This is a genomic window from Mycobacterium kansasii ATCC 12478 (assembly GCF_000157895.3).
GTDB lineage: Bacteria > Actinomycetota > Actinomycetes > Mycobacteriales > Mycobacteriaceae > Mycobacterium > Mycobacterium kansasii.
In genome coordinates, this window is the sequence record NC_022663.1 from 3,206,151 (window position 1) to 3,224,268 (window position 18,118).

Here is an 18,118-nt window from a genome sequence, read left to right on the forward strand (position 1 = left end):
CGCATTCGTATCCGCCTGATGTGGTGTGGCAAATAACCACCCCCAGCCGGCGATTCCGGATCGTCTTGTGCTAACTAGCTAGCTACCAACCGTGGTCATCCACCGGCAGCGCGAAGGCCGCGGTTCGACTATCGGTTCCTACCAGTTAGCTCTTGCCTGGCCGTTCATATTCCGTGCCTGAAGTATCATCCCAAAATTTTGGTGAGACTTCCCTCGCGCGATTCGGCGGTACGGAGTCCACCTTTTTCTGAAAATCGTCGAAAAGTGTTTGTGCCCTCGCAATCTCCTCCGGGGTGGGCGAGACAAGGCCTGCTTGCTCGGCTTCTTCGGGCGTATAGAATACTTTTCCGGCAATTTCTCTGCTCATTGCTGACCTTTCATCGCGCTGCAACCCAGCGCAGTGTGCCGTAGCTTATCGCGGGAAGCGACACGGATACCAGGCAGGTGATGTCGGTGGCGGGCGCAGAGGTCGTATGTTTTGCCCAACGTGTTCCGAGAGAAGTGCTTTGACCTGGGGTACACCTGCCAACCACTGGTCGTGAACCAGCGCCCGTGCCGTTTCGGCTCAGCTCGAAAGCTATTTCTTGGCTTCCTCGTCAGTCGGCAATACCACGATCCGGCGGGTCGATTTGGTAACCGTCGGTTTGCCGTCGCCAGTTTTCACGGGAACGCTGGGCGGTGCCGTCAAACGACCCTTGACCGGCTGACCATTGGGCACGCCCGGAGCAGTTACTCGCTTCTCAATCGGCTTGTCCTTACTTCCACCTTCGCCGGCGTGGCCGAGCGCGCCAGGCGGCACCATCGGCATCCCGGTGCCAGCCATCGACGTCGACCCAGGCGACGTACCGCCGGTCGGCGTTCCCGTCACCGCTTTGGATGGTGCCCCTGCGGGAGTCGTCGGCGGTGACGATGTTGGAACAGGTGGCGGACCCAGATACCCGGTAGGAGTCGTACCGCCACCACCACCGCCGCCGGAGCCCAGACCGCCGGCACCGCCGCCGGCTCCGCCGTCAAGGCCTGGTTCTTCGCCGACGCTGTCCACAAGCCGGGCCCCGTCAGCTGCATCCAATCCTTGGGCACCGTGCGATTGCTGAAGCGCACTCATTAGCGGCTGCATGGCACCCTGACCGGCTTGCATTGCCTGCTGTGGAAGTTGGGTGAGCGGTCCCAAGATGCCGCCGACCGCCCCTCCGACCGCGCCCGTAATGCCCGACACGACCTGTTGAATCATCTGGGTGGCGCCCTGGGCCCCCGCCTGGGAACCGACGCCTTGGAACTGCTGGGCCGCATCGGATTCATTCGTCTGGAACTTACGCCCGGCATCGGCAGCGTGCGCCCGGCGATCCAGGTCGTCCTGGGCGCTAGACGCCGCGTCGCCGAGGACTCCGAGATTGCCGGCGGCGGCGAGTGCTGATTGACCCTGGTCGGCGGGTGCGGGTCCGGGTGGCGGAACGATATTCGGCTCTACCGGCGGCGATAGCGGTCCATAAAGTACCTGCTGGAGGATTTCCGGTGTGACCTTGATCGGAACTCCGCTGGGGCTGGGCGGAATCGCCGGAACTCCGGGACCTGGGAAGGGGAACGGGAACGGATTCTGATCTCCGGTCATGCTTCACCCCAAACCTTCACCTGTGTAGACCTGCGGCCCGCTTCTTGGCGGCTCGATCGCGTGTCGCTGTACGCAGCATCATCATTTTGTCACAGCACGGCCTGGCCGGTATTCATGTCAGGGCCGGCGAGCTGTCCACGATCAGTAGTCCCGTGCGCCTTGACCCCTCGGACAGCCGTTTCTGGCTCCTTCCGGCAGGGTTGGCGGTACAGCGTATCGACGACCGTTCACGCCGCAAACCCGCTTGAACCCCCGCGGCGACAAATCACCGCGTACCAGGCCATGTGATAGTTCGCGAGATACTCATGGCCGTCGATCAGCGCATCGATTGCTGCCATGAGCATCCAATCGCCAACAGCGGATAGGTCCTGATTGGGATATGCGTCGAGCACCGACTCTTGAATCGCGGCGATGCGATCCCGCAGCATCTTCGTCTCGTTTTCAAGGACGCCGGTTCTCCGTACCGCAGGCGCCGCGATGGCCTGCGCTATGCGCGGTAGGCCGTCGCGGCGGCGCACAGCTTCGACCAACGTCGGGCCGAGTTCATCGACTTTTGGTGCAGCCGAGCGAGCTGCCCGATCACCGGTCAACGCTGGCGCGTCGGGGCCAGGCTCTGCAACGTAGGCATTGGGCTCGTGAGCCGCCGCGGTCACCACGGCTCCCAACAAATCGACCACGCTGGCATCTCGGCGTCGGGCCGTCGGCTCGAGAAGTGTGACGTTGGCGGTCAATCGGACGTGGGGTGGAATCCACCCGCCGGCCAGATCAGTGACCAGCAATGTGGTTGAGCCGTCGTCACGCAGCCCAGCCGCCCACGACAGTCGCGATTCCTGACGAGCCACCGCATCCACGATTCGCTGCAGCCGCTGCTGCTCGACGGCCCGAGTAGTCACCACGCCAACCGTCGCGCCGGTAGCGGCCGACACTGCCGACGCACCCGTCATGGCCGACGAGTTTGCAGTCTGCCCACTCGCTATCGACGCCGCTGAGCGCTCCACCGGAGAAACTAGGGGGCCACCCGCAGACGGAGACGACGACACAGACGGTGCTACCGCCGCACCGGAGACCGGTCCCGCCGGAATCGAGGGCACGGCCGGGGGCGCTACGACCGGAGGCCGTAGGTCTGCGCCGTATGCCGGCAGTGGTCCGGCCGCCACAGCCGGACCGCTTACCGCGGGTGCAGCGGGTATCGGCGCGCCGGTTACTACCGCCGGTGTCACCGACGCTGTGCCGCTATCGCCGGTTGACATCACGGGAGGGCCGGCGGGGGTTGCGGCGGCGTCGACAGCAGGGTGTATTGCGGCCGATTCGATACCGACCGCGGCCATGGTCGGTGCGGCTACCGTCGGCGGTGTTAGAGGCGCAGGCGTTTGCGCAGGCGAGGCCGAGCCCGGATCCATCGCATGCATCGCCCCGGCCGACAATGACTGCGCGCCGGCCGCAGCCGGCTGTCCCGTCATCATTCCGGTGGCGACCGATTGCCCTAACGACGCGGGCGATATGCCTTGCCCCGCGGTCGTGGGCGATAGTCCTCCACCCGGCATCGTTGGCGCTGGCATCCCGGTGCCAATAACCGGCGGTGGAGCAGGAGCCGGGCCCGTGGGGGGTGGTCCTGCGGGTACCGGTACTCCGCTGCCACTCCAACTCGAATTACCAGTCCTTGGCGGCGAAGCTTGCGGGTTCGCCGCCTGTCCGCCGCTCCCGGTGAAGCTGCCCCCACCCGCCGTTTGCTGCGGCGCCGGTCCGTCAGCGTTCTGGAAATTCTCCGCATTGCCGCCACGCGCACCCGGACCAGTTGTGGCGGAATCCAAGTCGGTCCCAGCGATAGTGCGCGGAGGTGAAGCGTCGTCGACGTTGAACCCGTGTTCGCGAGCCCAAGCTCGTGCGTCAGCTCCAATGCCTTCGGCATCAAGGATCTTTTGCATGGCAGCAACGATCTTATCGACAGAATCGCGGGAGGCGTTCGCCGCGTCCGCGTTACAGCGGGCTTGGATCACCTCGATTTCGGCTAATTGCTCAGGCACTGGCTTTTTCGATGCAAGAACGTCATCGATATCTTTGTTGCCAGTGTTTGCGATGTCCGAGAGGCGGCTGCGTAGATAGTCGATGGCATCAGCACCCGAATTAAACGCATCCGCCTTCTTTTGGTATTTCTCAGCTTTGTCTAACTCGGACGTTTCGCCTTCGAAATACCGAGCTATGAGGTCCTCGGCCGTTTTCCCCTGGTTCCGACACAGGAGCTCGCGTTGATTACGCAAACTTTGAGCAAGTTCTTGCTTTTGAGTCATCCACGCGATCCAGTGTTGAGCGGCGGCGCGGAGGATCGTTGCGGATGCCGGCCACCATGGCCCAATTAGCGCCGCCGTCCACTTGCCGGGTGGCAGATCACCCGCCACCATCCGCACACACCTCTTTCATAGTCGCTTCCCTGGCGTTGACGTCGGCCAGCGCAGCCCGATACTCGGCTTCAGTGAAGGCGTCGCTACTACTCTTCGCCGTGAGCGTGCGGTATGCCGCCGCTAGCGCCCGCGCGGCGTTGCGATGTCTTGCATCGAGGGCGAGGTCGCCGTCTGCGTTGTCAAGCATGGCGGCCGCATTGGTAAGTGCGATGCGGGCCAACGCCGGGTTATTGCCGTTCGTGTCGACCCCAACGGCTCGGGCTGCCAGCTTGTATGTGTCGCACAGCTGCTGTTGAGCAGCGGCAGTCTCGGCGGCAGTGTAAGTAGGCACCGCACCCGTCGGCGGCGGTGGTGCGGGCTTCGGACCACCTAATGCCACGATCAGCGCTGCGACCGCCACCAAAGTAGCAAGTGCAGCCAAGACAAGAGGGGGCCAAGTGCGCGCGGGCCGCAGGGGCGAAGGTGGCGTGGTCACGTCGCCGATCGTATCGCCAGTCATCAGTTGCCCGCTTAATGGTCGGAGTGCCATCGTATTCTCTAATGTGCATTTCTTACGTCAACGCATCAAGTACGTGTAGTAGTGCCCGATTGATGCGATGGCTTGCGGCGAAAGCTCAGGGTGCCTGTCGCGCATCACTGACTTAACGACTTCGCCGCCTTCAACTAATGTCCGTCCCGTCCAATCCACTTCGACCCTCATCGCTTGATCTAAGATCGCCCGTACCTGCGCTCGCGCGATTGGCGCAATAGCCGATCCAAAGTGCGAGTCAAATTCTTCGTCATTCTTCCCCGGATAATGTTTTAGATACAATTCAATCGCTCGGCTAATATCTATATCGCTCGCGGGTTCCATCTCGATAGCCTCCCTTATGCTAACGTTCAAATATTACTGTCGATAGCCCAGTATCTGGATCAATTTGAATTATCTTAGTTACATTGAGATTGCCTATCAATCGAGGAATCTCAATGGTCTGCCAGACATTACCCGGCCGGAGGTTGCAGCCAACGATTGCAGTGACTGTCCCTGTGGCGTTATCAGCATATGCGGCAGATGCTTCCTCCCAGAACCTAACTGATTCTGGATCGAGTTCGTTCCACCTCGGTAGAGGTTTGAGCCCATTGTGCTCGAGTAACATTTCAAGCGTCGTACCATTTGCTTCGCCCGCGAAATGCTCCGCAATCCCCGAACCGTCCGGTCCGACTCCAACTCCGCTAACGTCCCGCCCGGACCAATAGAATGCTTTGTCAGCCTCTGACCTCGTCAGATCGCGCAGCTCTTCATAAGAAGGCAGACTTCCCGGCGGATAGTAATCGCTATCGACTGAAGACGTATCAATGTCATCGGTGAGTTGATTCGAAAGCTGATGTTCGCCCGACGGCTTCCTGTGTTGATCTGATGTTTCGTCGCCGCTGTTGCGTGCGGCTTCGGAGGGGTGTTCGCCCGCGCTAGAGGTGGGCGGAGATTCCTCTATTCCAGGTTGTGAGCCGGGGTTAGTTTCGTGTGCGGCAGTTGAGGAAGACGGCTTCGAATGGTCGGCCAGATCGCCGCCGCCGGTCGCGCCATCGCCTCCCGACGGGTGGACCTTGTTCACCGGCACCCATGATTCGGTCCCACGCTTACCGGCCGGCGTGGAGCCCGGTCCCCGTCCGTTCGACGGGGGGGACGCCTCGGCCGGAATCGGCTGGTGTTGGTGTTCAGCGGGTAGCGCTGGCTCGGCGGGACAACTGGACGACACAGGCCTCCGACCCGTTGCACTTTCATCCGCCTGGGAACGATTTGGCGTTACGTTCTCGCCCGATGCAGGTTTGGTCGACTCTCCGGTTGCTGGCTTGTTTTCGACTGGTGTCTTGGATTCGGTGGGGCTCTTAGGTAGCGGACTGTCTCCGGACCCAGGCTTTGGCTGCGGCCCAGGTGTCGGGCTTCCGGATTGCGGCTGTTGATCTGTTGGCGGCGAAGTCCGTTCGGGCGGTCCAGCTTTGGGCTCAGCGCTTGTAGGCGCCTGGGCAGGATTCGGGGCGCCGGGGGCGGAGCGTCCGAACAACCGCTCCCTGAGCGCTTTCAGCCTATTGGCCATGTCAGTTAGCTGGTCCGCCTTCGCGGACGGCCCCTTGGCGACAACGTCCATCGCGACGTCGGCTTCTAATTCTCCATAGGCTTCTGCGGGGTTCCTTGCCCAATCATCCCAGTGAACAGTGTCTTTAAGGGTCTGCTTCCAGGACTCCAAGACTCCGGGCGCGTGGTCGCCTCCCAAACCAACCAGCGGCGCCAACTCCTCCAGCGCACCTTCGGCAGTGCGGCCAAAGCCAACGGGGTCGACTACAGCTCGGATCTCGTTATAGTTCCAGACTGCTTCGCCCAGTCCCCGAGCGATCTTGCCCATGCCTTTGAACCGCTGCCCGGTGAAGTTGAGCAACCAACCCACGGGATTGCCATGCAAGAACTGATTCCATTCCCTGGCCGCGTGGCGGCCCATCGTGGTGATCGTCTCCTTCGCCTGGGCGAGCGCAGTGCCGACCTCATTGCCCAATGCATCGACTTCGGCGCTGAAATTGTCGACCACCATTGCGATGTCATGAGCGATACGTGCGATCTCGTCTTCGTCCTCGTCGGTCAGAAATTCCCAGACCTCTTTGATCCCGGTCAGCGGATCACAGATGCGGGATAGCAAGTCCAGGATTGCCGCATGCACCGAATCGATATGTGCCGCATACTTTTCCAGCCCAGTCGCGATCGTCTGACACTGCCCCACGATGGCGGTGGTGCTGGAATAGGCATCAGAAAATGCTTCCTCGATGAGCCCTGCTTCCGGTAGCTGTTGAGCGCGAATAGCAGCCATCGGCCCAGCGGTCGCGTGGATTTCTGCCACCGCGAACTGGGCGCCCGCGTTACGCCATGCCGCGGCCGCAGCACGCAATTTCCCCGAATCCCCGTTGGGCCAAATCATCCCGATGTAAGGAGCCACCCAGCCCCAACCCGGCGGGGCGCTATCACCGTTACCAATCGCCGACGGTGCCGACGCCGCAGCGACACAGCTCGTCGATTTCGGCACCGGTAGCGACGCGGCCCGGCCGGCGACATCCGACATCGCCTCGGCCAAGGAATAATTGTGCGCGGTCATCCGCACGCCATCGCCGAGATTGGACAACCCATTGCGCGTGACGGCCATCGCCTGCAATACCGTCGCCGCCGTCTGATCGTAGGCACGTCCGAACTGCGCACCGGCTGGATCATCACCAGCCATCCCCGCTAAGCCGCCCAGCGCGCTGGTCAGCGTCGAGGTCACCGACCCCAAATTCTCACCGGCAGCCACCACCGCCGCGCCCGAGCTATCCAAAGCCGTGGGATCCACGGTCAACGGTGCCATCAGCTCACGACCACATGGTGAAATTCGTCGACATCGCGCCGGTGTAATTGGCCTTCGCGCTGTGCCCAGCTGCCTTCAACTGAGCCAACGCCTGGCGCATCATGGCTTCACCGAGAGCCCAATGCCGGTGCGCCTCAGCATGAGCCGCCGCACCCTCCCCGGTCCACGTCACATGCAAACGGGTCACGAGCGCCTCGATTTCGGCGAGCATGCTCTCGGCATGACGGCCGAACTCAGCCATCCGCTCCACCGCGTCAGCCAACGCGGCCGGATCCACCCGAAACGGCTCAGCCACCGCCGACCTCACGCATTGCCTGCGCGGAGGCGGACTCCTTTTGCTGGTAACCGGCTCCGGCTTCCGCTATCGCCTCGGCCAAGATGGTCAACCCCAGATGCACCTCGCCGGCCCCGCGATGCCACAACTCCCACGCCGACCCGTAAGAGCTGCCCGACGCGCCACGCCATCCGCCCAGCATCTCGCCTACCTGAGAATCAAGCTCGGCCAACTGAGCTGCAAGATGCTCGGCCGCGCCGCGCAACGACTCGGCGAAACCCTGCATCACCACAGGGTCTACTCGCAGCGTGTCACCAGCGTCCATGGCGGCAAAATAACAACATCAGCACGGTGCCACAATTCAGCCGGCGCCTACGACTGACGGAGTGAGGTACGACACCAAAGGTGGCGGTAGCGCGCCGCCCGTCGGTCCTGTCGACCGTCATCAGGCATCGCTAGACCGGCTCAACCCGACGAAACCCCTGGCTTTGCCGATACGGTTCCATCAAATGGCATGCCCTACAACACATTGCGACTCGCTCCTCGTTACCCGCGTGCTTCGTATGTGATAGGGGTGCCATCCCTCGGTACCTTCACCGGCACATTCCCGGCCAAGGCAGCAGAAATATCTCCATGTACGACGAACGCGACCGCCTCGTATGGAAAGTGCCATGCGTCTTCGGTTTCCACGATCGCCGAATCGACGATCATCAGCTCGCCCAGCCGCTCTGCTTCCGCCATGTGTTAATCGCCTCGACAGCACGCATGCGAGCGCTTTTCAGGTCCATTTCATTCATCGATACCTCGAAGCGATTCCGACCCGTCATCAAAGTAGTGGGAATGGTCGTAGACCCCGCCACGTCGAAGGCCGCGCTGGACTCAGCGGTACAGCGGCCCGCATCATGAAATGCCTGGGCTAAAACGGAAATCTGTGCGGGGCCGCCCACTTTGGAGGCTGGAGTCAATCGCCCAGGGATCACCGCCGGCCTCGCCGACCAATAACGGAATGCTTATGTAGCGGAGCTGCATCGCACCGCCCGCAGTTCCGCGGCGTTGCGGTCATCCATCCCGGTGAATCCCACCGCAGCTCGACGCGCGTTGCCGCCGACCGCGGTGAGCGCATCTTGGTGTGCCTGCAACGTTTTCACTTGCTGAGCATGCGCCGAGGTGACCGCGCCATGAAATGCCTCGGCTGCGGCAAACTCCCCAAACATCCCCGACAGCAGTGGTCCGCGAGACAGACAGCCGGCTCCGTCCTGGGCATGGTCACCCGCACGGTGAGAATCGTTGGCCCCCAAGCGCAGTGATCCAGTGTCAACGAACATCGCCACCTCTTTCGGAGAGCATTGATGCCGGCTTGGCTTGGCAGTTGCGGGCCAGGCTAACGGCAGTGCGTGTGCCGGTCAATTCACAAGGGGCTGGCGCCGTCGGCGGCGCCATCGCCGTCGGCATCGCGCAGCCGTACGTCCCAATGCCCGTCCCCGTCGGTGTCGACATACGCGGTCACACCCTCGTCCCCGGCACACAGCACCCGGTCGGCCAGTCCGTCGCCGTCGCTGTCGATCAACCTGTCGTCCACATGGCCGTACCCGTCGAAGTCGACCAGCGGACCGCCGGTGTGCTCGACGCCATCCAGCCCAAACCAGCGCACCTGTCCGCCCCGATCGAGCGCGACCGCCCACGTCCCCGACCCGTCGTCGGTGAAGTAGCTCTCTGCGGTGCCGTCATTGTCGACATCCAGAACGGCATGATCGGCCAGCCCGTCGCCGTCGAAATCGGCCAGCGCATCGTCGGGCATTCCGTCACCGTCCACATCCAGCCCGATCGCATCGAACCGGCCGTCGCCATCAAGATCGAGATCGGCAGCGCGACTCCAGATGTCCGCCGTCCCGTCGTCCCCGCCCAAGCAGTAGTCCACAACCGTTCTGACGCAATGCCCGAGCTAGGGGTTCCCCCGAGTTTCCCACCAGGCCAGCAGCTCGGCGGTGGCTTCCTCGGTGCTCAGCGGCCCCCGATCAAGCCGCAGCTCCTTGAGGTAGCGCCACGCCTCACCAACCAGCGGACCCGCCGGAATGTCAAGCAGCCTCATGATCTGGTTGCCGTCGAGATCCGGGCGCACCCGGGCCAGATCCTCCTGAGCGGCCAGCTCGGCAATACGCTGCTCCAGCCGGTCATAGCTGACCTGCAGCCGCGCGGCCCGGCGCTGGTTGCGGGTGGTGCAGTCGGCACGCACCAACTTGTGCAGCCGTGACAGCAACGGTCCGGCGTCGGTGACATAGCGGCGCACCGCGGAATCGGTCCACTTGGCGTCGCCGTAGCCATGAAACCGCAAATGTAGGTACACCAGCTGCGAGACGTCGTCGATCATCTGTTTGGAGTATTTGAGCGCGCGCATCCGCTTGCGGACCATCTTGGCGCCGACTACCTCATGGTGGTGGAAGCTCACCCCGCCGTTGGCCTCGTGTCGGCGGGTGGCGGGCTTGCCGATGTCGTGCAGCAGCGCCGCCCAGCGCAGCACCAGGTCCGGCTCCTCGTCTTCCAGCGCCATCGCCTGCCGCAAAACGGTCAGCGAATGCTGGTAGACGTCCTTGTGCTGGTGGTGTTCGTCGATCGCCATCCGCATGCCGCCGACCTCGGGCAGCACCACCTCACCCATTCCGCTCTGCACCATCAGGTCGATGCCGGCGACCGGGTCGTCGCCGAGCAGCAGCTTGTCGAGTTCGGCACCCACCCGCTCGGCGCTGATCCGGCCCAGCTGCGGGGCCATTTCTTCGATCGCCGTCCGCACCCGCGGCGCAACGGTGAAGCCCAGTTGGGAGACGAACCGCGCGGCGCGCAACATCCGCAACGGGTCGTCGCCGAAGGACTCCGACGGTGGTGCCGGAGTGTCGAGCACCTTGTCCCGCAACGACGCCAAACCGCCCAGCGGATCAAGGAATTCGCCCGGACCGTTCGGCGTGACTCGCACCGCCATGGCGTTCACGGTGAAGTCGCGGCGCACCAGATCGTCGTGGAGGCGGTCGCCGAAAGACACCTCGGGATGCCGCGACACCTGGTCGTAGCTGTCGGCCCGAAAGGTGGTGATCTCCAGCCGGTAGGCGTCCTTGCCGACCCCGATGGTGCCGAAGTCGATACCGGTGTCCCATACCGCATCAGCCCAGGAGCGCACGAGCTTCTGCACCTGCTCGGGACGGGCGTCGGTGGTGAAATCCAGATCGGGGCTCAACCTGCCCAGCAGTGCATCGCGCACCGAACCGCCGACCAGATACAACTCGTGGCCCGCTTCGGCGAATGCCGATCCGAGCTCGCGAAGCACGGCGGTATGCCGATTGAGGGCGACCGCGGCTGCGGTCAGCAGGTCGGCGTCCTGGACGGTGTCGGGCACGTTCGATCAGCCTAATGGGAATCGATCAGCGTGGCATTGACAGGTAGCTGAGGGGTATCTGCCGGCTCGTCGAGGGAGGCCGATCAACCGAGCGGGGTTCAGTCGGATGGCCGCGGCGCAGCCGCGCGAAGGTGAGCAACGCGCGCCCCACCAACTCAGAGACTCCTGTGACGTAAGTGGCCGACGGGACTCGCCTCGTCCAGGGCCGGCCACCCACCGGCGTGCCCGCGCGCGACCGGGCCACCCGAACCTGCACCAACGATGCAGCCCACGACGGCGAGTACATCCGGAAGACCAGCCCGTGCCAGCTAATATCGCTTGGGTGTCGCAGGGCGAACAAGCCAAACCACGTCGGCGCCGAGGCCGGCGCCGCGGTCGTGGCGTTGCGGCCTCCGCCGAAAAAATTACGGACGCCCAACCTGCCGGCAACGGCGCCGCCACCCCGTCATCGGCAAGGCCTGCCCGGCCCCGCTCGCGGCGCGGCCGTCCGGACCGGCTGCGCACGGTGCACGAGACATCCGCCGGAGGACTGGTCATCGACGGTATCGACGGACCGCGCGACGAGCAGGTCGCGGCGCTGATCGGCCGTATCGACCGGCGCGGACGCATGCTGTGGTCCCTGCCCAAGGGGCACATCGAAATGGGCGAGACGGCCGAGCAGACCGCGATCCGTGAGGTCGCCGAGGAAACCGGAATCCGCGGCAGCGTGCTGGCCGCGTTGGGTCGCATCGACTACTGGTTCGTCACCGACGGCCGCCGGGTGCACAAGACCGTGCATCACTATTTGATGCGTTTCTCCGGCGGCGAGCTTTGCGACGAGGATCTCGAGGTCGCCGAGGTCGCCTGGGTGCCGATCCGCGAGCTGCCGTCACGGTTGGCCTACGCCGACGAACGCCGCCTGGCCGAGGTGGCCGACGAACTGATCGACAAGTTGCAGACCGACGGCCCGGCCGCACTTCCTCCGCTTCCGCCCAGCTCACCGCGGCGACGGCCGCAGACCCACTCACGCACCCGGCACGCCGACGGATCGCCGCCGAGCCGAAAGAACTCTCACGGGCCGTGACTGCGTTGCGAGTGCCTTGGGCCGGTTTGTGGCGCCTCGCCGCCGTGATCGGCATCGTGGCCGGTTTCACGGGCGTGCTCCATGCACCGCGCGCGACCGCGGGTGAGCCCACCCCCACGCCATTCGTGCAGGTGCGCATCGATCAGGTGACCCCGGACGTCGTCACCACCACCAGCGACCCCGTGGTCACCGTCAGCGGCACTGTAACCAACATCGGTGACCGCCCCGTCCGTGACGTCATGGTCCGGCTCGAGCATGCCGGGACCGTCACGTCGTCGGCGGCCTTGCGCACGTCACTCGACGGCAGCACCGACCAATACCAGCCGGCCGCCGACTTCGTCACCGTCGCCCCGGAACTGCAGCGCGGACAGGGGGCGGGGTTCACCCTGTCCGCTCCGCTGCGCTCGCTGACCAAGCCGTCGTTGACAATCGACCAACCCGGCATCTTCCCGATCCTGGTCAATGTCAACGGGACACCCGACTACGGGGCCCCCGCCCGGCTCGACAACGCCCGGTTCCTGCTGCCCGTCGTGGGAGTGCCCCCCGACAAGTCCGATAGGGCAACCGGCTTCGACACCGCCGTCGCACCGGAAACGACCAAGCCGGTATGGATCACCATGCTGTGGCCGCTCGCTGATCGGCCCCGCCTGGCCCCCGGTGTCCCGGGCGGCACCATTCCGGTGCGGCTCGTCGACGACGACCTGGCCAACTCGCTGGCCAACGGCGGCCGACTCGACACCCTGCTCTCCGCAGCCGAGCTCGCCACCAGCCGCGACGTCGACCCCGAGGGCGCCGTCACCCGCGCCCTGTGTCTGGCGGTCGATCCGGATCTGCTGGTCACCGTCAACGCGATGACCGCCGGCTATGTGGTGTCCGACTCGCCCGACGGCCCCGGGCAGCTGCCCGGCACCCCCACCCACCCGGGAACCGGCCAAGCGGCGGCCACCATCTGGCTGAACCGGCTGCGGGCACTGGCTCATCGCACCTGCGTGGCGCCGTTGCCCTACGCCCAAGCCGACCTGGACGCCCTGCAGCGGGTCAACGACGCCGGGTTGAGCACGATCGCCACCGTGAGCGCCGCCGACATCGTCGACAAGATCCTCGACATCAACTCCGTGCGGGGTGCAACCCTGATGCCGGACGGGCCATTGACCAGGCGTGCGGTCGACCTGCTCAGCGCCAACGACGGCATGGTCGCCATCGCGGCAGCCGACTTTGCGGCCCCCGACATGTCCGAAACCGCTCAAGGAACCTCCGCCAACGCCGACATCACCCCCCGGCGGCTGTCTCCCCAGCTGGTCGCCGCGCCGTTCGACCCGGCTGTCGGCGCCGCGCTGGCCGCGGCCGGCGCCAACCCGATCGTTCCCACCTACCTCGACTCGTCGCTGTCGGTTCACATCAGTCACGACTCAGCCACGGCCCGCCGCCAGGACGCCCTGGGTGCCCTGCTGTGGCGCAGCCTGTACCCGGACGCCGCCCCGCGCACCCAGATCCTGGTGCCACCGGCGACGTGGAACCTGCAGGGTGACGACGCGCAGTCCATCTTGACCGCCCTGGCCACCACCATTCACGCCGGACTGGCCGTGCCGCGTCCGCTGCCGGCACTGATCGCCGACGCGGCGGCGCACACCGAGCCACCGCAGCCCCTGGGCACCGAGGCCAACCCCGCCACCGCTCGCGGCCGGTTCGGCGACGACATCACCGCGCAGATCGCCGGCCAAGTCGGCCGATTGTGGAAGCTCACCGCGGCGCTGACCACCGATGACCGCACCGGACTGACCGGCGTGCAATACACCGCGCCGCTTCGCGAGGACATGCTGCGCGCGCTGAGCCAGTCGGTGCCACCGGACACCCGCAACGGCCTGGCCCAGCAGCGACTGGCGGTGGTCGGCAACACCATCAATGACTTCTTCGGTGCGGTCACCATCGTCAACCCGGGCGGCTCCTACACCCTGGCCACCGAACACAGCCCGCTTCCCCTGGCGCTGCACAACGGTCTGGCCGTACCCATCCGGGTCAAGCTGCAGGTCGACGCTCCTCCCGGCATGACGGTCACCGACGTCGGCCAAATCGAACTGCCGCCCGGATATCTGCCGTTGCGGGTACCTATCGAAGTCAACTTCACCCAGCGGGTCGCCATCGACGTCGCACTCAAAACGCCCGACGGCATGGCGCTGGGCGAGCCCGTGCGGTTGTCGGTGCACTCCAACGCCTACGGCAAGGTTCTGTTCGCCATCACCCTCACCGCCGCGGCAGTGCTGGTGACACTGGCCGGACGGCGGCTGTGGCACCGGTTCCGCGGCCAGCCCGACCGCGCCGACCTGGATCGCCCGGACCCGCCCTCGGCCCGGCACACCCAACAGGTTGGTGCGCCCGATCGTCGGGTCGAAGAAGAGCACCGGGTATGAAACCGGCTCCGCGGCGAGTGCACCCAGCGACGCAGCGCCCGGATCAGCAGCCGGCCCGGCGCCGGGCTGAACTGTCCGACGCCGCCCTGGTGTCGCGCTCGTGGGGAATGGCGTTCGCGACGCTGATCAGCCGGCTCACCGGCTTCGCCCGCATCGTGCTGCTGGCCGCGATCCTGGGCGCCGCATTGTCCAGCTCGTTCTCGGTGGCCAACCAGCTGCCGAACCTGGTGGCTGCGCTGGTCCTGGAAGCCACCTTCACCGCGATCTTCGTGCCGGTGCTGGCCCGTGCCGAGCGGGACGACCCCGACGGCGGCGCCGCGTTCGTACGGCGACTGGTGACGTTGGCTACCACGTTGCTGGTCGTGGCCACCGTCTTGTCGGTGGCCGCGGCGCCGCTGCTGGTGCGGCTGATGCTGGGTCGCAATCCGCAAGTCAACGAGCCGCTGACCACCGCCTTCGCCTACCTGCTACTCCCCCAGGTCCTCGTCTACGGCCTGTCGTCGGTGTTCATGGCGATCCTGAACACCCGCAACGTGTTCGGGCCGCCGGCGTGGGCGCCCGTCGTCAACAACGTGGTCGCCATCGCGACCCTGGGGCTGTACCTGGCGGTCCCCGGTGAGCTGTCGGTCGATCCGGTCAAGATGGGCAACCCCAAGCTGTTGGTGCTGGGAATCGGCACCACGTTGGGGGTGTTCGCCCAAACCGCCGTGCTGCTGGTGGCGATCGGGCGTGAGCACATCAGCCTGCGGCCCCTCTGGGGAATCGACCAGCGGCTCAAGCGATTTGGCGCGATGGCCGCCGCGATGGTGCTGTATGTGCTGATCAGTCAGCTCGGCCTGGTCGTCGGCAACCAGATCGCCAGCACGGCAGCGGCGTCGGGCCCGGCGATCTACAACTACACCTGGCTGGTCCTGATGCTGCCATTCGGCATGATCGGTGTCACCGTGCTGACCGTGGTGATGCCGCGACTGAGCCGCAACGCCGCCGCCGACGACATCCCGGCCGTGCTCGCCGACCTGTCGCTGGCCACCCGGCTGACGATGATCACGCTGATCCCCACGGTGGCCTTCATGACCGTCGGCGGGCCGGCAATGGGCACTGCGCTGTTCGCCTACGGACATTTCGGCCAAGTCGATGCCGGATACCTCGGCGCCGCGATCGCGTTGTCGGCATTCACCTTGATTCCCTACGGGCTGGTGCTGCTGCAACTGCGGGTGTTCTACGCCCGCGAGCAACCCTGGACCCCGATCCTGATCATCGTCGTCATCACCGGCGTCAAGATTGTCGCCTCGCTACTGGCGCCGCATCTCACCGATGACCCGGAATTGGTTGCCGGCTATCTGGGCCTGGCCAACGGGCTCGGATTCCTGGCCGGCGCGACGGTCGGCTATTACCTGCTGCGACGGGCGCTGCGGCCCGGCGGTGGCCAGCTGATCGGCGCCCACGAGGGGCGCACCATCCTGGTGACGACCGCCGCCTCGTTGCTGGCCGGCCTGATTGCCCATGTCGTGGATCGGCTGCTCGGCCTGGCTCAGTTGACCGCCCACGGCGGTGGGGCCGGCTCACTGCTGCGGCTGCTCGTGCTGGGTCTGATCATGGTGCCGATTCTGGCCGCCGTCATGCTCGGCGCGCAGGTCCCGGAGGCACAGGCGGCGCTGCGGGTGATCCAGCATCGCCTCGGCGTTCGGCCCGGCAAACCCGGTCGGCGCGAGGTCACTGCGGCGGATGGATCGTCTGGCCGCTACCGCGTCACGTACCCTGAGCAAAGAAAGTCGTCCCCGCCGGGGGAAACTGCGGTCCATCAGCCGATCCGGCGCAGACCTCCGGCAATCAGAGCCCGGATAGCGAAAGGACCGGAGGTGACCGACCGCCCATCGGATAGCGCCGCCTCGTCCGACGCCGTCTCCGGCACCGACCTACCGCGGCCGGTTGCCGACGACTTTCAGCCCGACATTCCCGCCGACCCCGATCGGGGTGCCGGGTCGCGGCCCCGCCGGCCCGACCGGCTCAACGGCGACGCCGATACCCGCGGGCCGATTCCGTTCGATGCGCCACGCGAGCGTGGCCCGGAACCGTCGGTGCCGCGGGACGACGTCAACCTGGTTCCAGGCGCCCGCATTGCCAACGGCCGCTACCGTCTGCTTATCTTCCACGGCGGCACACCGCATCTGCGGTTCTGGCAGGCGCTGGACACCGCGCTGGATCGCCAGGTGGCGTTGACATTCGTCGACCCGGAGGGCGCGCTGTCCGAGGAGGTGCGCCAGGGAATCCTGGCCCGCACCCTGCGGCTGAGCCGTATCGAGAAACCCGGTATCGCGCGGGTGCTCGACGTCCTGCACACCGGTTCCGGAGGTCTGGTGGTCGCCGAATGGATCCGTGGCGGTTCGTTGCGCGAGGTCGCCGAGACCGCGCCGTCGCCCGTGGGGGCAATCCGGGCGATGCAGTCGCTGGCCGCGGCCGCCGACGCCGCGCACCGCGCCGGTGTGGCCCTCTCGATCGACCACCCCAGCCGGGTGCGTGTCAGCATCGAAGGCGACGTGGTACTGGCCTATCCGGCAACCATGCCGGAAGCCAACCCGCAAGACGACATCCGCGGCATTGGCGCCGCGCTGTATGCCTTGCTGGTCAATCAGTGGCCGCTGCCGGAATCCGGGACCCGCAGCGGGTTCCCCCCGGCCGAACGGAATGCGTCCGGCGAGCCCGTCGAACCGACCGTTGTCGACCGCGACATTCCCTTCCAGATCTCCGCCGTTGCCGTACGGTCAGTCCAGGAGAATGGCGGAATACGCAGTGCCTCAACGCTTTTGAACCTGCTTCAGCAGGCGACTGCGGTGGCCGACCGGACCGAGGTGCTCGGTCCCGTCGAGCCGGCGCCGCCAGCCTCCGTGCGCCGCTCGGCCGCGGAGGACGGGGAAGCGTATGCGCGACGTCGCCGCAACCTGCTCATCGGGATCAGCGCCGGCGCCGCCGTTCTGCTGGTAGCTCTGCTGGTTCTGGTCTCGGTGATCGACAAGGTCTTCGGCAACGTCGGCGCCGGCCTCAACCGTGACCAGCTCGGCCTGAACACCCAAACGTCGTCGGCGTCGGAGGCCAGTTCGGCCCCCGCCGGCAGCACCGTCAAACCCACCAAAGCCACCGTCTTCTCCCCCGACGGGGAGGCCGACAACCCAGGCCAAGCCGATTTGGCCATCGACGGCAATCCCAGCACCTCCTGGCAAACCGACACCTACACCGACGCCGTCCCGTTCCCCGCTTTCAAGAACGGCGTCGGATTGATGTTGCAGCTGCCGAAGCCGACCGTGGTCGGAGCCGTCACCATCGACATTTCCAGCACCGGCACCAAGGTCGAGATCCGCTCGTCACCGAATCCGAACCCGTCGAAGCTCGACGACACCTCCGTGCTGACCTCGGCCACCGCACTCAAGCCCGGCCACAACACCATCGCGGTCAAATCGTCGGCACCGACGTCCAACCTGCTGGTGTGGATTTCAACGTTGGGAACCACCGACGGCAAGAGCCGCGCCGACATCTCCGAGATCACCGTCCAGGCCGCATCCTGACCGCACAGCCCCGCAAACGAGTGAAGTGCCCTGCGGCTACCGATTGGTTACTGTC

15 protein-coding genes and 1 pseudogene are annotated in these 18,118 nt (G+C 65.5%); 3 read left to right on the forward strand and 13 right to left on the reverse strand.

The window, feature by feature from the left end:
* Nucleotides 1-145: 145 nt before the first annotated feature.
* The 13 genes and pseudogenes from MKAN_RS29690 to MKAN_RS14030 all read right to left on the reverse strand — a co-directional run bounded on the left by MKAN_RS29690 (nucleotide 146) and on the right by MKAN_RS14030 (nucleotide 11,032).
* Nucleotides 146-367, reverse strand: coding sequence for a hypothetical protein (locus tag MKAN_RS29690; protein ID WP_080674079.1), 222 nt, complete (start codon nucleotides 365-367; stop codon nucleotides 146-148).
* Between the two features lie 210 nt (nucleotides 368-577).
* Complete coding sequence (locus MKAN_RS13980; RefSeq protein ID WP_023368956.1) at nucleotides 578-1,609, reverse strand: hypothetical protein; 1,032 nt, start codon at nucleotides 1,607-1,609, stop codon at nucleotides 578-580.
* Nucleotides 1,610-1,836: 227 nt separating this feature from the next.
* Nucleotides 1,837-2,553 (reverse strand): DUF5631 domain-containing protein, encoded by a 717-nt coding sequence (locus tag MKAN_RS32750; protein ID WP_099184445.1) that lies wholly within the window; start codon nucleotides 2,551-2,553, stop codon nucleotides 1,837-1,839.
* 1,441 nt (nucleotides 2,554-3,994) lie between these two features.
* Nucleotides 3,995-4,429, reverse strand: a complete 435-nt coding sequence (locus MKAN_RS13990; protein ID WP_371685991.1) for a hypothetical protein — start codon at nucleotides 4,427-4,429, stop codon at nucleotides 3,995-3,997.
* Between the two features lie 135 nt (nucleotides 4,430-4,564).
* Nucleotides 4,565-4,861: a hypothetical protein gene (locus MKAN_RS13995; RefSeq protein ID WP_036395217.1), complete on the reverse strand. Its 297-nt coding sequence runs from the start codon at nucleotides 4,859-4,861 to the stop codon at nucleotides 4,565-4,567.
* 19 nt (nucleotides 4,862-4,880) lie between these two features.
* A complete protein-coding gene (locus MKAN_RS32595; RefSeq protein WP_133163501.1) occupies nucleotides 4,881-7,292 on the reverse strand; it encodes a WXG100-like domain-containing protein in 2,412 nt (803 codons plus the stop codon).
* A gap of 85 nt (nucleotides 7,293-7,377) precedes the next feature.
* On the reverse strand, nucleotides 7,378-7,668 hold the full coding sequence (locus tag MKAN_RS14005) for a WXG100 family type VII secretion target (protein ID WP_023368969.1): 291 nt from the start codon (nucleotides 7,666-7,668) through the stop codon (nucleotides 7,378-7,380).
* A complete protein-coding gene (locus MKAN_RS14010) occupies nucleotides 7,661-7,972 on the reverse strand; it encodes a WXG100 family type VII secretion target (protein ID WP_023368971.1) in 312 nt (103 codons plus the stop codon). Before MKAN_RS14010 ends, MKAN_RS14005 begins: the two co-directional genes overlap by 8 nt.
* A gap of 221 nt (nucleotides 7,973-8,193) precedes the next feature.
* Entirely contained in the window at nucleotides 8,194-8,388 is a 195-nt protein-coding gene (locus MKAN_RS14015; RefSeq protein ID WP_023368973.1) for a YrhB domain-containing protein, read from the reverse strand.
* Nucleotides 8,389-8,438: 50 nt separating this feature from the next.
* A pseudogene (locus tag MKAN_RS33000) lies at nucleotides 8,439-8,676 on the reverse strand (putative alpha/beta hydrolase); the annotation flags it as partial.
* On the reverse strand, nucleotides 8,658-8,972 hold the full coding sequence (locus MKAN_RS14020) for a DUF2563 family protein (RefSeq protein WP_036395216.1): 315 nt from the start codon (nucleotides 8,970-8,972) through the stop codon (nucleotides 8,658-8,660). The pseudogene MKAN_RS33000 and the gene MKAN_RS14020, both read right to left, overlap by 19 nt.
* An 83-nt stretch (nucleotides 8,973-9,055) precedes the next feature.
* Complete coding sequence (locus MKAN_RS14025) at nucleotides 9,056-9,565, reverse strand: hypothetical protein (RefSeq protein WP_023368977.1); 510 nt, start codon at nucleotides 9,563-9,565, stop codon at nucleotides 9,056-9,058.
* A 24-nt stretch (nucleotides 9,566-9,589) separates the two neighbouring features.
* Complete coding sequence (locus MKAN_RS14030; RefSeq protein WP_023368979.1) at nucleotides 9,590-11,032, reverse strand: CCA tRNA nucleotidyltransferase; 1,443 nt, start codon at nucleotides 11,030-11,032, stop codon at nucleotides 9,590-9,592.
* Nucleotides 11,033-11,354: 322 nt separating this feature from the next.
* Between MKAN_RS14030 and MKAN_RS14035 the strand changes: the two genes are divergently transcribed.
* The 3 genes from MKAN_RS14035 to murJ are packed head-to-tail and all read left to right on the forward strand — an operon-like array spanning nucleotide 11,355 to nucleotide 18,063.
* The gene (locus MKAN_RS14035) at nucleotides 11,355-12,095 is read left to right on the forward strand and encodes an NUDIX hydrolase (protein WP_023368981.1); all 741 of its coding nucleotides are present in this window, start codon (nucleotides 11,355-11,357) and stop codon (nucleotides 12,093-12,095) included.
* Nucleotides 12,092-14,503: a hypothetical protein gene (locus tag MKAN_RS14040; RefSeq protein WP_023368982.1), complete on the forward strand. Its 2,412-nt coding sequence runs from the start codon at nucleotides 12,092-12,094 to the stop codon at nucleotides 14,501-14,503. Before MKAN_RS14035 ends, MKAN_RS14040 begins: the two co-directional genes overlap by 4 nt.
* Complete coding sequence (gene murJ / locus MKAN_RS14045; protein ID WP_023368983.1) at nucleotides 14,500-18,063, forward strand: murein biosynthesis integral membrane protein MurJ; 3,564 nt, start codon at nucleotides 14,500-14,502, stop codon at nucleotides 18,061-18,063. Before MKAN_RS14040 ends, murJ begins: the two co-directional genes overlap by 4 nt.
* Nucleotides 18,064-18,118: the final 55 nt, after the last annotated feature.

What these genes read in the sequence shown, in the direction of transcription:
- MKAN_RS32750 (WP_099184445.1), bottom strand. Translation starts at nt 2,553, where the DNA reads ATGACGGGTGCGTCGGCAGTGTCGGCCGCTACCGGCGCGACGGTTGGC.
- MKAN_RS14015 (WP_023368973.1), bottom strand. Translation starts at nt 8,388, where the DNA reads ATGGCGGAAGCAGAGCGGCTGGGCGAGCTGATGATCGTCGATTCGGCG.
- murJ (WP_023368983.1), top strand. Translation starts at nt 14,500, where the DNA reads ATGAAACCGGCTCCGCGGCGAGTGCACCCAGCGACGCAGCGCCCGGAT.
- MKAN_RS29690 (WP_080674079.1), bottom strand. Translation starts at nt 367, where the DNA reads ATGAGCAGAGAAATTGCCGGAAAAGTATTCTATACGCCCGAAGAAGCC.
- MKAN_RS14010 (WP_023368971.1), bottom strand. Translation starts at nt 7,972, where the DNA reads ATGGACGCTGGTGACACGCTGCGAGTAGACCCTGTGGTGATGCAGGGT.
- MKAN_RS13995 (WP_036395217.1), bottom strand. Translation starts at nt 4,861, where the DNA reads ATGGAACCCGCGAGCGATATAGATATTAGCCGAGCGATTGAATTGTAT.
- MKAN_RS13980 (WP_023368956.1), bottom strand. Translation starts at nt 1,609, where the DNA reads ATGACCGGAGATCAGAATCCGTTCCCGTTCCCCTTCCCAGGTCCCGGA.
- MKAN_RS14020 (WP_036395216.1), bottom strand. Translation starts at nt 8,972, where the DNA reads ATGTTCGTTGACACTGGATCACTGCGCTTGGGGGCCAACGATTCTCAC.